At 62.7% G+C, this 14,038-nt stretch carries 15 protein-coding genes; 6 read left to right on the top strand and 9 right to left on the bottom strand.

Annotated elements, in window-relative coordinates; all coding sequences use genetic code 11:
• Position 1: 1 nt before the first annotated feature.
• Genes P8014_RS12320 through P8014_RS12310 form a run of 3 tightly spaced genes read left to right on the top strand, consistent with a single transcriptional unit; the run spans position 2 to position 3,693 of the window.
• Complete coding sequence (locus tag P8014_RS12320; protein ID WP_337817624.1) at positions 2-1,144, top strand: ABC transporter ATP-binding protein; 1,143 nt, start codon at positions 2-4, stop codon at positions 1,142-1,144.
• Positions 1,145-1,171: 27 nt separating this feature from the next.
• Positions 1,172-2,359, top strand: a complete 1,188-nt coding sequence (locus tag P8014_RS12315; RefSeq protein WP_337817623.1) for a hypothetical protein — start codon at positions 1,172-1,174, stop codon at positions 2,357-2,359.
• Positions 2,356-3,693, top strand: coding sequence for a Dyp-type peroxidase (locus tag P8014_RS12310; RefSeq protein WP_337817622.1), 1,338 nt, complete (start codon positions 2,356-2,358; stop codon positions 3,691-3,693). The genes P8014_RS12315 and P8014_RS12310 overlap by 4 nt, the downstream gene beginning before the upstream one ends.
• Before the next feature lie 223 nt (positions 3,694-3,916).
• Here the strand turns inward: P8014_RS12310 and P8014_RS12305 are convergent, their stop codons facing one another.
• Positions 3,917-4,069 carry a hypothetical protein gene (locus P8014_RS12305; RefSeq protein WP_337817621.1) on the bottom strand — a complete coding sequence of 51 codons (153 nt, stop codon included), beginning with the start codon at positions 4,067-4,069 and terminating at the stop codon, positions 3,917-3,919.
• Positions 4,070-4,178: 109 nt separating this feature from the next.
• On the opposite strand from P8014_RS12305, the gene P8014_RS12300 reads away from it, so the two are divergent.
• The gene (locus tag P8014_RS12300; protein ID WP_337817620.1) at positions 4,179-4,499 is read left to right on the top strand and encodes a hypothetical protein; all 321 of its coding nucleotides are present in this window, start codon (positions 4,179-4,181) and stop codon (positions 4,497-4,499) included.
• A gap of 25 nt (positions 4,500-4,524) precedes the next feature.
• On the opposite strand, the gene P8014_RS12295 is transcribed toward P8014_RS12300, so the two are convergent.
• The 8 genes from P8014_RS12295 to P8014_RS12260 all read right to left on the bottom strand — a co-directional run bounded on the left by P8014_RS12295 (position 4,525) and on the right by P8014_RS12260 (position 12,146).
• A complete protein-coding gene (locus tag P8014_RS12295) occupies positions 4,525-4,974 on the bottom strand; it encodes a YaiI/YqxD family protein (RefSeq protein WP_337817619.1) in 450 nt (149 codons plus the stop codon).
• Positions 4,975-5,014: 40 nt separating this feature from the next.
• Positions 5,015-5,275 carry an RNA-binding protein gene (locus P8014_RS12290; RefSeq protein ID WP_337817618.1) on the bottom strand — a complete coding sequence of 87 codons (261 nt, stop codon included), beginning with the start codon at positions 5,273-5,275 and terminating at the stop codon, positions 5,015-5,017.
• Between the two features lie 189 nt (positions 5,276-5,464).
• Positions 5,465-5,668 carry a cold-shock protein gene (locus tag P8014_RS12285; protein WP_337817617.1) on the bottom strand — a complete coding sequence of 68 codons (204 nt, stop codon included), beginning with the start codon at positions 5,666-5,668 and terminating at the stop codon, positions 5,465-5,467.
• 453 nt (positions 5,669-6,121) lie between these two features.
• Positions 6,122-6,688 carry a GNAT family N-acetyltransferase gene (locus P8014_RS12280; RefSeq protein WP_337817616.1) on the bottom strand — a complete coding sequence of 189 codons (567 nt, stop codon included), beginning with the start codon at positions 6,686-6,688 and terminating at the stop codon, positions 6,122-6,124.
• A 73-nt stretch (positions 6,689-6,761) separates the two neighbouring features.
• Entirely contained in the window at positions 6,762-9,503 is a 2,742-nt protein-coding gene (acnA, locus tag P8014_RS12275) for an aconitate hydratase AcnA (RefSeq protein WP_337817615.1), read from the bottom strand.
• A 281-nt stretch (positions 9,504-9,784) separates the two neighbouring features.
• Positions 9,785-10,402, bottom strand: a complete 618-nt coding sequence (gene hflD / locus P8014_RS12270) for a high frequency lysogenization protein HflD (protein WP_337817647.1) — start codon at positions 10,400-10,402, stop codon at positions 9,785-9,787.
• A gap of 188 nt (positions 10,403-10,590) precedes the next feature.
• Positions 10,591-11,709 carry a tRNA 2-thiouridine(34) synthase MnmA gene (gene mnmA, locus P8014_RS12265; RefSeq protein WP_337817614.1) on the bottom strand — a complete coding sequence of 373 codons (1,119 nt, stop codon included), beginning with the start codon at positions 11,707-11,709 and terminating at the stop codon, positions 10,591-10,593.
• Positions 11,706-12,146 carry an NUDIX hydrolase gene (locus tag P8014_RS12260; RefSeq protein ID WP_337817613.1) on the bottom strand — a complete coding sequence of 147 codons (441 nt, stop codon included), beginning with the start codon at positions 12,144-12,146 and terminating at the stop codon, positions 11,706-11,708. Before P8014_RS12260 ends, mnmA begins: the two co-directional genes overlap by 4 nt.
• A 175-nt stretch (positions 12,147-12,321) precedes the next feature.
• On the opposite strand from P8014_RS12260, the gene icd reads away from it, so the two are divergent.
• Both icd and clpS read left to right on the top strand, forming a co-directional pair.
• Positions 12,322-13,578 carry an NADP-dependent isocitrate dehydrogenase gene (icd, locus tag P8014_RS12255; protein WP_337817612.1) on the top strand — a complete coding sequence of 419 codons (1,257 nt, stop codon included), beginning with the start codon at positions 12,322-12,324 and terminating at the stop codon, positions 13,576-13,578.
• A 54-nt stretch (positions 13,579-13,632) separates the two neighbouring features.
• On the top strand, positions 13,633-13,950 hold the full coding sequence (clpS, locus tag P8014_RS12250) for an ATP-dependent Clp protease adapter ClpS (protein WP_337817611.1): 318 nt from the start codon (positions 13,633-13,635) through the stop codon (positions 13,948-13,950).
• Positions 13,951-14,038: the final 88 nt, after the last annotated feature.

The following is a 14,038-nucleotide window of genomic DNA, read 5'->3' as shown; positions in this document are numbered from 1 at the left end:
GATGACTGATGAAACCCACGCCTTGTCGCTCGAAGGTGTGCGCAAGCGTATTGACGGACGAACCGTGCTTGAGCGGATCGACCTTGAACTGCCGGCCGGCGAATTGGTGACCATCCTGGGTTCGTCCGGGGCCGGCAAGACGACCCTGTTGCGGTTGATCGCCGGCCTCGAACCGCTCGACGACGGCACCATTCGCCTCGATGGACGGGTCGTCGCCAGCCCCGGTAGCGCGCTGCCTCCGGAAAAGCGTCGGATCGGTTACCTGGCGCAGGAAGGGGCGCTGTTTCCGCATCTGACGGTTGCCGACAACATCGCCTTTGGGCTCAAAGGCGCGCGTCGCGCGCATACCCGGATCGTCGAGCGCATGCTGGAACTGGTGAGTTTGCCTGTCGACTACGCCAAGCGTCATCCGCACCAGCTTTCCGGGGGCGAACAACAGCGCGTCGCGCTCGCTCGGGCGCTGGCGCCGAGTCCGCGTTTGGTGTTGCTGGACGAGCCCTTCTCATCGCTCGACGCCGGTCTGCGTGCGGAAGTGCGCGAAGCCGTGTCGAATGTGCTGAAACAGGTCGGAGCGAGCGCGGTGCTGGTCACCCACGACCCTTCCGAGGCTATGTCCATGGGTGATCGCGTAGCGGTGCTGATGCACGGGCAGGTCGCGCAATGTGCCGACCCGGTATCGCTCTATCGCCGGCCGGTCAATCCGGAGGTGGGGCGTTTCGTCGGTCAGGCAATTCTGCTCGAGGGCACCGGGCGCGACGGGCAGGTGCTATGTCCGCTGGGCGCTCTGAATTCCGACCGGAGGATAAAGAATTCCGATGCTGTTCGGGTGCTGATTCGCCCCGAGCAGATCGGTCTGGTCCCTTACGGGGCCCCCGAGAGCGTCGCCGCCGATACGACGCAGATTCGTTATTTCGGCCGCGATGCACTGATTGGCCTTCGGCTTCACGAGTTGGCCGAGGTGTCGATTACGGCCCGTGTGTTCAGCCACGCAATTCCCCGGTTGGGGGATCGTGTTGGCATCACCGTTACGGGTCGCGTTTGTAGCTATCCCCTTGCTGCTCCCGCCGATGCGTTGCCGCGGATCGGTATACCGCAGGTCGAGCATGGTGACAGGGATGCATTGGGGAGACCACGTGTTCTTTAAAAAAGCAACTGTTCTTAGGAGACAAGTATGAAACATCGCATTCGCTTGGCGCTGGCCGCCACCTTTTCGGCTCCGCTCGCGTTGGGCGCGGCATTACCGGCGCAGGCCGCTTCGGCGCTGTATTCGCCGGCCCAGGGTGGGCCGGCGACGGGTTTTTTGTCCACGCTGACCGGGAACGCCTTTCTGGCCTCGTCCGTGCCGTTCTCCGGCCCCGGCGCCGGCAACGAGAACCCCTATTCGTTGGTCGTTGCGCCGGTGTCCGTGGGGAAAATCAAGAAAGGCGACGTCCTGTTCGATAATTTCAACAATTCCGACAACCTGCAAGGCACGGGTACGACGATCATGTTGTACGACCCTAGGACCAAGGCGGTTTCGGTGTTTGCCCATTTCGATCAGAAGCAAGCCCAATGTGCCGGTGGAATCGGTCTGACGGCGGCGATGGCGGTGCTCAGGTCAGGTTATGTCGTGGTTGGTTCTACGCCGTCAACCAACGGAGAAACTAGCACCCTGGGTCAGGGCTGTCTGCTGGTGGCCAATGCCGAAGGACGCTGGGTGAAAACCATCAACAATGCCAAGATCAACGGGCCTTGGGGCAACATGGCCGTAGTGGACAAAGGCGACAGTGCAATCCTGTTCATCAGTAATGTCGGCTATGGCCTGAAAGGCGCCTCGACGAAAGATATCAAGCATTACGAGACGGTCGTACGTGTGCGGTTCGCAGCGTTGTCTGGTAAAGCCCCGAAAGTGAGGGATATTACGACAGTCGGCAAAGGATTCCCGGCGCGTTCGTCGGCGAGTGCCTTCATCAAAGGACCGACAGGGCTTGCTCTTGGAGCCAACGGTACCCTCTATGTCTCGAACGCGCTTGACAACAGCGTCAACGTCATACCCGACGCACTGACCCGGCGGGCTCCGCCCGCCCAGGGGCAGGGCATGGGGGCCGTGTTGACCAAGGGCGGCGCTTTGAAGTGTCCCCTGGCCATGGTGGTGACGTCGCAGCAGACGCTCATCGTCAGCAATGCGCTCAACGGCCAGTTGGTCGAGATCGACAGCAAGACTGGCAAGCAACTGGGTACCTACTGGGCTGACAGCGATCCCGCGCAGCAGCCGCCGGGCAATGGCGACCTGTTTGGTCTCGCATTGGTGCCGGGTGGCAAGGGACTCTATTACGTACAGGATGACAACAACACCTTGATGCAGGCGATGACGAAATGAGTCAATCCGACAAACCAGATTCAGCGCGTCGGCGGTTCCTTAATGCAACGGCCGCTCTGGGTAGCGGCACGCTGGGCAGTGCTTTGCTGCCCAGCCAGTCCGCCCAGGCGGGCGAAACCGTCGCCAAGAGCGCTGTGGGCGGGAAGCGGCATACAGTTCCCTTTCATGGACGCTGGCAGGCGGGAATTCTCGAGCCGAAATTGCAGCAGGGCTACAGCTATTTTGCCGCTCTGGACGTCAAAACCGACAAACGGAAGGACTTGATCCGTCTGTTCAAGGACTGGAGTCTGGCAGCCCAGCGCTTGACCAACGGATTGTTTGCCGTGGGGCAGCCGGATTCGCTGCACAAGCCGGACGTGAACACTGAAGAGGTGCTCGGGCTCAACCCGGCGCGCTTGACGCTGACGTTCGGCTTCGGCGCGGAGTTCTTCCACCAGAACGGAAAGGACCGCTTCGCTCTGGAAAAACAGCGTCCCGATGCGTTGGTCGATACGCCGAAATTTCCCAATGATCAGATCAAACCGGGTTGGTTCGGGGGGGCGCTGTCGATTCATGCGCAATCCGACGATCCGCAGGTCGCCTTCAATGCTGTTCGCGAGATGGTGAGTCTGTCCGGCGGACTCGTCGATTTCCGCTGGATGATGACCGGTTACCTGCCGGGCTACCTGACGCACGATCTCGACCGAGAGCACGGCGGCATCACCCGCGATCTGCTGGGATTCGACGATGGCATCGTTAACCCCCGCACGCCCGAACTCCAGAAAAAGTGGATCTGGGTGGGTGAGGAAGGTCCCGAGTGGATGCGTGACGGTAGCTATCAGTTCTTCCAGCGGATGCAGATCGACTTGCGTCACTGGGATCAGATGCCGGTGGATTTCCAGGAAAAATCCATCGGCCGGCATAAATACTCCGGCGCCCCTTTGGGCAAACGGAGCAAATACAATTCGGACGGCCACCTGACGCCAATGGACTTCAAGGCAAAGAAGAGCAATGGTGAATTAGTGGTTCCCCACAATGCCCATGCCAGATTGGGCTCGCCGGATGAGAACAACGGCGTGCATATCTTCCGGCGCAGCTACAACTATAGCCATGGGGTATCGCACGAAGCGGAGAGATGGCCTCCCTGGCACCAGGGGATGTTCTACGATGGGGGGTTGGATTTCCTCAGCTATCAGCGCGACCCGCGCAACTCCTGCATTCCCATGTATGCGCGCATGGACCTTATCGATGCGATGATTAGCCAGTTCGTCATGCTGCATGCCCGCGGCTTGTTCGCGTGTCCAGGAGGCGTTGAGAAAGGCGAGTATCTGGCTCAGCGCCTGTTGGAAAGTTAGGGGCAAAGTTGCGAACAAGAGGAAAACAAACTAGACATCCGATCATCGTGTCCAGTCATTTGACGGCGTTGTCTTGCGATGCGAACCAATGGAGGTATCGCAAGACAACGGTCGCCGAGTAGCGGGGGTTTTAATGGCTTTCGAAGGTTGAGTGCGTTTTGGGGACTTGGATATCCATGTGTCGCAGCAAGCCGCGGGTGAGATGAGGGAATATGGTTCCTCGTCATCGGTATGAAAGTGCTGATGGCAAAGCACCTGCTGCTTGAGAAAGCCGCCCCTCGGCCGTGCCTCGGACCAGTTCGTCCAGATGGTCGCTGATCCGTTTCTCGTCGATTTGCACGACTTTGCTCAGGCCCTTCTTGCTATCCTCTGTCATGGTGGTCTCCTCTGTGGGTCGTTAGAACTTCGCAATTCCAACTTCACCATATGAGCCACCGCCTCCTCAGAATCTGCGCAAAATACGATACGTCATCTTAGTGTTTCCCATGAAATTTTCCGGTATCGCTGTAGTTGCTGCATCGCTCCTGCTTGCGGGCTGCGTTGGTCTGACCTCCGCGGCGGATCTGGGAGGCCGTTGCGACGTACCGCAACACTATTCGATCGATTTTGCCCGCTGGGATGAGGCAGCGCAGCAGATTGCGCATGCAACGGGTTGTTTCATCGTCATGAATACGGAAGCGACCGGTTCGGTCAAACCGAATCCGGTCGAAGGCGTGTTTACTCCGAGGGAAGCGGTGGCGCTGGCGATCAAGGGTACGGGGCTGAGAATTACGCAGCAGAAGCCGAACTCCATCTCGGTGAAGTAACGTTGCCGCTATATTTGCGAAGGCTTCAGGACGCGTTCGGATTTTTCCTCAGCAGGCGGTCGAGCTGGTTGGCGAAATTCTGACGGTCGCTCTGGCTGAGCGCTGCCGGTCCGCCGGTGGCGATGCCGCTGGCGCGGAGGGTTTCCATGAAGTCGCGCATGCCGAGGCGTGCACGGATGGTGTCCGGTGCGTGGAGTTCGCCACGCGGGTCGAGTGCCTGCCCACCTTTTTCGATGACTTCCGCAGCCAACGGAATATCCGCCGTTATCACGAGGTCGCCCGGCTTGAGCCGGGCGGCGATCTCGTGGTCGGCAGCATCGAAACCTTGCGGAACCTGCAACAGCGTAGCGTGTCGCGGTACGCGCATGGCGTGATTGGCGACCAGGGTCAGTTCGGTGCCGGTACGTTCGGCGGCGCGAAACAGGATCTCCTTGATCGGGGCCGGGCAGGCATCGGCATCCACCCATATTCTCATGTCCGGCATCGCTCCTGTTCCTTTGGTACCGGTTGTCGTGTCAGCGTCGGCGACCCTTGCGCTTGGGTCTTTCGTCGCGGACCTTTAGGCTGCTGCCGAGAAAGGTCTTGCCGTCTAGGGCGGCGGTTGCCGCGCGTGCTTCGTGCCCTTCCATGTCGATGCGGGCGAAGCCCTTGCACTTGCCGGAGAACACGTCTCGGGGCATTTCGAGTTTGCGGACCTTGCCGTATTCACCGAACAGTTCGGTCAGGGCGTTTTCGGTGGTTTCGGGGGCGATGTTGCCGACGAAGAGGGTTTTCATTCGCTACTCCTCGGCCCTAAGGCCGTGGGACGCCGCCATGCGTGGGCGCCGGAGAGGCGCGAGGCGGGCGGGGGATGTGAAACGGGCCGGTGCCCGGCATCCTTGTCGGATGCGAGGCACCGGCCCGAATCGTCGTGCCGGCGTCTCCGCCGCACGTTGCAGTGCGGCAGGGACACGTCGTGCGCTTTATTACTGCGCGACGACGTTGCTGGCCTGCGGGCCCTTGGGGCCGTTTTCGACGTCGAAGCTGACCGCCTGGCCTTCGGCCAGGGTCTTGAAGCCCGAGCCGCTGATCGCGCTGAAGTGCACGAACACGTCAGAGCCGCCGTCGTCCTGGGAGATGAAGCCGAAGCCCTTGGACTCGTTGAACCACTTAACCGTACCTGTTGCCATTTGAAATTTACCTTTGATTGAAACGTCGGGTGTTGCGCGTACAGGTAGTGCTGAGGGGATTCAGGAGAAAACCGGGAGGGAACTGCTGAAACGGCCGAAACAATATCTGTCGCAGGCGACACTATAGGCTGATTGCCTCGGAATAGCTATCGTTGCGCCACAAAAATGACTGAGGCCGGACGGCCGTTGGAAAGATGCAGCGGTTCACGCATTTCTCGCAAGTGCAGGCTGTGGTCCGTGAACAGATGGACTCGACTCTCCAGCCGATGTCGATTGCGGTGTTGGGGCTACAGCTCAAGACAGTGTCGACGATGGCCTTATCGGTGATCAGACGGCAGACGAGGGCTCTCGATCCGATGTTCGCGTACCGCTCGGGTCCAGGTGGATGCGTTGCGGTGCCATAAGTCGACGATTTTCGCGTCGCTGAGCGGGTTCATGGCGCGTATCTTCCCACTAATGCGCGGGATTGAGCTTGGACGTCAGTATGTGGTCGCGCCATTGGCCGGCGATCTTCAGATACGACTTGGCGGTGCCTTCGGTTTCGAAGCCGAGCCGGGCGAGCAGGTTCCTGCTGCGGATGTTCTCGGGGATGTGGTTGGCCATGACGCGGTGCAGGTCGAGTTCGCTGAAGATGTAGGCGATCGCGGCGTCGGCGATTTCGAACATCAGGCCCTGGCCTTGATGTTTGTGCGCGATGGAGTAGCCCATGTGGCAGGCCATAAAGGCGCCGTACACGATGTTGGCGAAGTTGCAGATGCCGACGACTTCCGTTTCGGACGTGTCCAACGCCACTAGTTGCACTGAACTGCCTTGGCGGAAGTTCTCCCAGGCCGCGTGCGCGCGCCGGCTGGCGGCTTCCGGAGTGTGGAAATCGGGTGGGCGTAGGGGATCCCAGGGGGCTAGATGCGCGTGGTTGTCAATGTAGTAGCGCAGCAGGAGTCCGGCATTTTCGGGGCGCTGCAGGGTTATGACGGTGCGGGGCGTGTGTATGTACGGAATCCGTAGGGGAGTGTTCGACATGGAGGGGGCGGAAGGTCTGACGGATCGGATGTGGGCGGTCCCGCGGAGCGTGTGCTCCGCGGGGCCGTTTGCATTAGGCGCTGGCAAGCTGGCGCAGCACGTAGGAGAGGATGCCGCCATTGCGGTAGTACTCGACTTCCTGCGGCGTGTCGATGCGCACACGTGCCTTGAAGGTCTTGACGGTGCCGTCGGCCGCCGTGGCGGTAACGTTCACTTCCTTGGCGGAGCCGTCGCCCAGGCCTTCGATGTCGTACACCTCTTCGCCGGACAGACCCAGCGATTCGGCGTTGTCGCCGGCCATGAACTGCAGCGGTAGAACGCCCATGCCGACCAGGTTCGAGCGGTGGATGCGCTCGAAGCTCTCCACCAGCACCGCGCTCACGCCCAGCAGGCGGGGACCCTTGGCCGCCCAGTCACGGCTCGAGCCGGAGCCGTACTCGGCGCCGGCGATGATGACGGTCGGGACCTGCTTTTCCTTGTAGCGCATGGAGGCGTCGTAGATCGACATTTCCTCGCCGGTGGGCAGATGACGGGTGAGGCCGCCTTCGGTACCGGGAGCCAGCTGGTTGCGCAGGCGCACGTTGGCGAAAGTGCCGCGCATCATCACTTCGTGATTGCCGCGGCGCGAGCCATAGGAGTTGAAGTCGACCGGCTTGACGCCGTGCTCGATCAGGTAGCGGCCGGCCGGGCTGTCGGGCTTGATGGCGCCGGCCGGGGAGATGTGGTCGGTGGTGACCGAGTCGCCGAGCTTGGCCAGCACGCGAGCACCCTTGATGTCGCTGACCGGGGCCAGGGGCTGGTCGATGTTCTCGAAGTAGGGCGGGTTCTGCACATAGGTGGACTCGTCGTTCCACGCGAACAGCTCGCCCTCCGGGGCCTCGAGTTTCTGCCAGCGGCTTTCGCCGGAAAAGACCTCGGCGTATGAGGTCTTGAACTGCTCGGCGCTGAGGCTGCTCATGACCACTTCCTGGATCTCGTGCTGGCTGGGCCAGATATCCCTGAGGTAGACCGGATTGCCGTGCTCGTTCTCGCCCAACGGTTCGCGTTCGAGGTCGATGTCCATGCGCCCGGCAAGCGCATAGGCGACCACCAGCGGCGGCGAGGCGAGGAAGTTCATCTTGATCTCGGAGTGGATGCGACCCTCGAAGTTGCGGTTGCCCGAGAGCACGGAGCACACGGTGAGATCGTCGCGGCGAATGGCCTGGCTGACCGGTTCGGGCAGCGGGCCGGAGTTGCCAATACAGGTGGTGCAACCATAGCCGACGAGATTGAAGCCCAGCGCATTGAGGTCCCCGATGAGGCCGGCCTTTTCGAGGTAGTCGGTGACCACGCGCGAGCCCGGGCCGAGCGAGGTCTTGACCCAGGGTTTGACGCTCAGGCCGCGTTCGCGCGCCTTCTTCGCCAGCAGGCCGGCGCCGAGCATGACCGAGGGATTGGAAGTGTTGGTGCAGGAGGTGATGGCGGCGATCACCACCATGCCGTCGCGCAGGTGCAGCTTGGGCTCGCGGCCGTCGTCGCTGGCGGATTCCTCGCCCTGATGCTCCACGCCGACCGCGCTGTGGCCGCCCTCGGCGGCATAGTCGGCCGCCGCGCCGTTGGCGGCCGCTACACGCATGCGGGCCTGCATGGCATCTTCCAGCGCCTCGCCGATGACGGCCTTGGCCTTGCGCAGCGGGATGCGGTCCTGCGGACGCTTCGGTCCGGCCAGGCTGGGCTCGACTGTGCTCAGGTCGAGTTCCAGGACGTCGCTGTATTCGGCTTCGGCCGTGTCGGCATCGTGGAACATGCCCTGGGCGCGGGCGTAGGCCTCGGTCAGCGCGATCTGTTCGGCGCTGCGGCCGCTGAGTTCGAGATAGCGCAGGGTCTCGGCATCGATGGGGAAGATGCCGCAGGTGGCACCGTACTCGGGGGCCATGTTGCTGATGGTGGCGCGATCGGCCAGCGGCAGATTGGCCAGGCCGGAGCCGAAGAATTCGACGAACTTGCCGACCACGCCCTTCTCGCGCAGCATCTGCACCACGGTCAGCACGAGGTCGGTGGCGGTGGCGCCTTCAGGCAGCTTGCCGGTAAGGCGGAAGCCGACGACCTGCGGGATCAGCATGGAAACGGGTTGGCCGAGCATGGCGGCTTCGGCCTCGATGCCGCCCACGCCCCAGCCGAGTACGCCCAGACCGTTGATCATGGTGGTGTGGGAGTCGGTGCCGACCAGCGTGTCGGGATAGGCCTCGAGGGTGCCGTCCTCCAGGGTGCGGGTGAACACCGTGCGGGCGAGGTATTCCAGATTCACCTGGTGGACGATGCCGGTGTCGGGCGGCACCACCTTGAAGTTGGAGAACGCTTTCTGGCCCCACTTGAGGAAAGCGTAGCGTTCGCGATTGCGCTGGTATTCCAGGCTGGCGTTAAGGCCGAATGCCTCGTCGGACCCGTAGTGGTCGACCTGCACGGAGTGATCGATGACCAGCTCGGCCGGCTGCAGCGGATTGATGCGTTCGGGGTCTCCGCCGAGACGGCGCATGGCGTCGCGCATCGCGGCCAGATCGACCACCGCAGGTACGCCGGTGAAGTCCTGCAGCAGCACGCGTGCGGGACGGTAGGCGATTTCCTTGGACGGTTCGGCTTTCGGCTTCCAGGCCAGCAGCGCGTCGACGTCTGCTTTGGTGACGGTCTTGCCGTCTTCGTAGCGCAGCAGATTCTCGAGCAGAATCTTCAGCGAGTAGGGCAGCCGTTCGGCGCCGGGCAGGCCGTGGAGGCGGTGAATGGTGTAGCTGCGGTCCTGGACCTTGAGCTCGGTTTGCGTGTCGAAGCTATTGTTCATCGGACTTCCCTGTCGTTTGAAATGGGACGAGGGCGGCGCCAAGTGCTCGCCTGGGTTCTACGGTTCGCTGCGTCCTGCCCGTCGCCATGCCACGAGGCAGGCACTATTGTAGAACACCTTTCGCCGCCGGAGTGTTGCGCGGCATGAATGCGCGATATAGACGCGCTGAATATGTAATGCCGGTGCCGGCCTTGACGTCTCTCGGTATGTGGCGGGTCGGCAGCGGTATGTGCAGACCCCGGCCCCGGTGCGTCACGCGCGGCAGCCCGGGGCTGCGTCATTCATGCGAGCAGGCGTTCGGCTTCGCCGACCAGGGCGCGTCGGCCGAACAGCAGGCGCAGCCGACCGCCGCCTGCCTGACGCCACAGCACGGCGGCACGGATGGCGGCGAGCAGCAGGACGCGGACCCGGCTGGCGGTGGACTCGTTGGCCAGGTGATGCTGGTCGCCGCGCACGATGATGCGCGGGCCCAGGCGGCTGATGGTTTCGCGGTAGAGGCTGGCGAGTGCGGCGATCACGTTTTCATGCGTCGGCTCGAAGTACTCGCTCTGGCGCTGGGCGGCATCGATGCCGCGACCGAGTTGTTGCGTGATTTCAGGGTTGGTGTCGAGACGGCGTTCGAGATAGAGCACGGCGACTGCGTAGCGCATGAGTTCCATGTCGCGCGGCTGCGATCCCGCGCCGAGTTGCCGGCGCAGCAGTTCGAGGCCGGGGCGCAGGGCTTCGACGCCGCCGTATACGGATTCCAGGCTGGGCGCCTCCAGTTTCAGGACGCTGCCGACCATGGTGGCGAAAATGGCCGGGTCGCTCCGGCCGCTCTGCGCGAGGCGGTCGACTTCGCCGATGCACTGAAACAGTGCGGCGAGAGCGAGTGTGCGGTTGTGCAGGTTGCGCTCCAAGCGGGATCCTCGGCTGTGGCGCCCGGATTTGCCCGCGCGCCCTGAAGTTCGGACGCAGGATACGTGCCCTGCTGCGCGGTTGCCAAGCGCGAGGATGTTGTCCGGCAGCATGCCGATGCCTGGTGGGTTCTGCACGCGTCGGGCGGCTCGTCCCGTCAGTCCGGTTATTCGGCTTTTCCCCAAGGGGCTCAGGAAAGCGAGTCGACAGCCTCGGGCATTGCGTTGGCCGTGTTCTGCGTGGCGTCGATGACGCCGCCGCCCAGACACTCGTCGCCGCGGTAGAGCACCAGCGACTGCCCGGGGGTGACCGCCCGCTGTGGTCCGTCGAAGTGAACCCGGACACCGCGACCCTCGACGCTCACGCTGCAGTCCTGGTCGGTCTGGCGGTAGCGCACCTTGGCCTTCGCGCGAAAGCGCTCGGCCGGGGCCTGTCCGGCGATCCAGTGCATGGTGGAGGCGTGCAGCGAGGTCGATAGCAGCAGCGCATGATCGGCGCCCTGCACGACGACGAGTTCGTTGCTGTCGAGTCTTTTTTCCGCGACGTACCAAGGGGTTTCCGAAGCATCGGCGCGGCCGCCGATGCCCAGGCCCTGGCGTTGGCCCAGCGTGTAGTACATCAGGCCCTGATGGCGTCCGATGACCTCGCCTCCGGGAGTGACGATATCGCCCGGTTGGGCGGGCAGGTAGCGACTCAGGAAATCGCGGAAACGCCGTTCGCCGATGAAGCAGATGCCGGTGCTGTCCTTGCGCTGATGGTTCGGCAGCCCTGCGCGGCGTGCGATTTCACGCACCTCGGTCTTGTGCAGCTCACCCAGCGGGAAGCGGCTGGCCGCCAGCTGGGAACGGTCGAGCGCATGCAGGAAGTAGCTCTGGTCCTTGCCGGGATCGACGCCCTTGAGCAGGCTGGGGCCGGGGCCTATGCGCGCATAGTGTCCGGTGGCGATGGCGTCGGCGCCCAGCTCCAGGGCATAGTCGAGGAAGGCGCGGAACTTGATTTCCCTGTTGCACAGGATGTCGGGGTTCGGGGTGCGTCCGGCGCGGTATTCGTCGAGGAAGTGGCTGAACACCCGGTCCCAGTACTCGCGTGCGAAATTGACCTTGTGCAGGGGGATTTCGAGGGTGTCGGCGACGCGGCGGGCCTCTTCCAGGTCCTCGGCTGCGGCGCAGTACTCGGCGTCGTCGTCATCGTCCCAGTTCTTCATGAACAGGCCTTCGACGCGGTGGCCCTGTTCTAGCAGGCGCAGGGCGGCAACGGCGGAGTCGACGCCGCCGGACAGGCCGACGATGATGCGCTGGCGCGATGTCATAGATCTTGCAGCAGTTCCAGTGAATGACGGATGCCGGCCCGGTAGTCCTCGATGCAGCGCAGTACCAACGGACTGCGCAGCGCCTCGCCGAGTGCGCGGATTTCGTCCAGGCTCAGCCATTCGGCCGCTTCGATGCCGCTGTCGAGTCCGCGCGCGGGCTCGTGGCGCTCGGCTTCGCCGCAGAACGTCGCGCGCAGGAATGTGGTGCCGTTCGGAGCAATCCAGCGATACAGGCCGATCAGCGCCTGCGGACGAAAATGCCAGGCGGTCTCCTCGAGGGTTTCGCGCACCACCGCAGCGTGCAGCGACTCGCCTTCCTCCAGGTGGCCGGCAGGCTGATTGTAGCGTACGTGGCCGTCGATGCGTTCGCGTACCATGAGGAAGCGGCCGGCGTCTTCGGCGATGGCGGCGACGGTGACGTGAGGTTTGAAGCGCATGGCGACGGGGCTCCTGGGCTTGCGTCGGCGATAGGCGGAGGCCGCAAGCAGTTTACTATGCGGCGTCGAATTCGGCCTGGATTCAGCCAGCTCGAAAATCACGGCGTATACTTTGCGCTGCGCGGCAACTGTATCCGGACCCCGCCGCGCTTCATTCAAGCAAGGGAGGCTCAGAATGACCTATCAACACATCCAGGTACCCGACTTCGGCGAGAAGATCACTGCGGCCAAGGACGGCACGCTTAACGTACCTGACCAACCCATCATCCCGTTCATTGAGGGCGACGGCATCGGCGTCGACGTTACGCCGCCCATGCGCGTGGTGACCGATGCCGCGGTCGAGAAGGCCTACGGCGGCAAGCGCCGCATCGCGTGGATGGAAGTGTACGCCGGCGAGAAGGCGACGCACGTCTACGGCGACGACGTCTGGCTGCCGGACGAAACCCTCGAGGCCGTGCGCGATTACGTGGTGTCGATCAAGGGCCCACTCACCACGCCGGTCGGCGGCGGTATCCGCTCGCTGAACGTGGCGCTACGCCAGCAGCTCGACCTCTACGTCTGCCTGCGCCCGATTCGTTACTTCGAAGGCACGCCGAGCCCGGTGCGCGAGCCGGAGAAGACCGACATGGTGATCTTCCGTGAGAATGCCGAAGACATTTATGCCGGCATCGAGTGGGCCGCCGAAACCACTGAGGCGAAGAAGCTGATCGAGTTCCTGCGCACTGAGATGGGCGTGACCAAGATCCGTTTCCCGGAGACCTCCGGCATCGGTATCAAGCCGGTTTCGCGCGAGGGTACGCAGCGCCTGGTGCGCAAGGCCATCCAGTATGCGATCGACAATGACCGCGACTCGGTGTCTCTGGTGCACAAGGGCAACATCATGAAGTTCACCGAAGGCGCCTTCAAAGAATGGGGCTACCAGCTGGCCAAGCAGGAATTCGGCGCGGTGGAGATCGACGGCGGCCCATGGTGTTCGTTCAAGAATCCGAACACCGGCAAGGAAATCATCATCAAGGACGTGATCGCCGACGCCTTCTTGCAGCAGATCCTGCTGCGTCCCGATGACTACGAGGTGATCGCCACGCTGAACCTCAACGGCGATTACATCTCCGACGCGCTTGCGGCGCAGGTCGGCGGCATCGGCATCGCGCCCGGCGCCAACCTGTCGGACACCGTCGCCATGTTCGAAGCTACGCACGGCACCGCGCCGCGCTACGCCGGCAAGGACAAGGTCAATCCGGGTTCGCTGATTCTCTCCGCCGAGATGATGTTGCGCCACCTGGGTTGGACGGAGGCCGCCGACCTGGTGATCCGCGGCATGGAAGGTGCGATTCGCAGCGGGCGGGTGACCTACGACTTCGCACGGATGATGACGAATGCGCAGGAGCTGTCCTGCTCCGAGTTCGGAAACGAAGTTGTGGTCAACATGTAATCTGCAGCGAAAGTTGTGCTTGATATTCGTCGTACACGCCCCGACATAGCTGCCATGAACGAGGAGAATGAGGACTCGCGGGATGGTTTGGCGGTCGAGACGAGCCGCCCCAAGCTCAAGCCGCCTCCCCAATTCAAGGTCGTGATCCTCAATGACGACTACACTCCAATGGAGTTCGTCGTGGAGGTGCTGGAGCGGTTTTTCGGCATGGACAGGGAACGCGCAACCCGTGTCATGCTGCATGTGCACACCCGCGGGAAGGGTGTGTGCGGCGTTTATGCCCGCGACGTCGCTGAAACGAAAGTGGCGCAGGTCAACGACTACGCTCGCCAGCACCAGCATCCTCTGCTATGTACGATGGAAGAAGCCTGATGGCGCGCGGCTGTTATCCAGTCGCGCGCTACATCCGGCATGCAATGTGCTTTGATTTTTTGTATGAGAGGCTCACGGGCTGGGAGCC

It is taken from the genome of Acidihalobacter sp. (genome assembly GCF_037381185.1).
Lineage (GTDB): Bacteria > Pseudomonadota > Gammaproteobacteria > DSM-5130 > Acidihalobacteraceae > Acidihalobacter_A.
This window is presented reverse-complemented; position numbering and strand designations above follow the sequence as displayed.

Coding starts and splice junctions, on each gene's coding strand:
- P8014_RS12320 (WP_337817624.1), top strand. CDS start 2: ATGACTGATGAAACCCACGCCTTGTCGCTCGAAGGTGTGCGCAAGCGT.
- P8014_RS12315 (WP_337817623.1), top strand. CDS start 1,172: ATGAAACATCGCATTCGCTTGGCGCTGGCCGCCACCTTTTCGGCTCCG.
- P8014_RS12310 (WP_337817622.1), top strand. CDS start 2,356: ATGAGTCAATCCGACAAACCAGATTCAGCGCGTCGGCGGTTCCTTAAT.
- acnA (WP_337817615.1), bottom strand. CDS start 9,503: ATGAACAATAGCTTCGACACGCAAACCGAGCTCAAGGTCCAGGACCGC.
- P8014_RS12300 (WP_337817620.1), top strand. CDS start 4,179: ATGAAATTTTCCGGTATCGCTGTAGTTGCTGCATCGCTCCTGCTTGCG.
- P8014_RS12280 (WP_337817616.1), bottom strand. CDS start 6,688: ATGTCGAACACTCCCCTACGGATTCCGTACATACACACGCCCCGCACC.
- mnmA (WP_337817614.1), bottom strand. CDS start 11,709: ATGACATCGCGCCAGCGCATCATCGTCGGCCTGTCCGGCGGCGTCGAC.
- clpS (WP_337817611.1), top strand. CDS start 13,633: ATGAACGAGGAGAATGAGGACTCGCGGGATGGTTTGGCGGTCGAGACG.
- P8014_RS12295 (WP_337817619.1), bottom strand. CDS start 4,974: ATGAGAATATGGGTGGATGCCGATGCCTGCCCGGCCCCGATCAAGGAG.
- icd (WP_337817612.1), top strand. CDS start 12,322: ATGACCTATCAACACATCCAGGTACCCGACTTCGGCGAGAAGATCACT.
- P8014_RS12285 (WP_337817617.1), bottom strand. CDS start 5,668: ATGGCAACAGGTACGGTTAAGTGGTTCAACGAGTCCAAGGGCTTCGGC.
- P8014_RS12305 (WP_337817621.1), bottom strand. CDS start 4,069: ATGACAGAGGATAGCAAGAAGGGCCTGAGCAAAGTCGTGCAAATCGAC.
- P8014_RS12260 (WP_337817613.1), bottom strand. CDS start 12,146: ATGCGCTTCAAACCTCACGTCACCGTCGCCGCCATCGCCGAAGACGCC.
- P8014_RS12290 (WP_337817618.1), bottom strand. CDS start 5,275: ATGAAAACCCTCTTCGTCGGCAACATCGCCCCCGAAACCACCGAAAAC.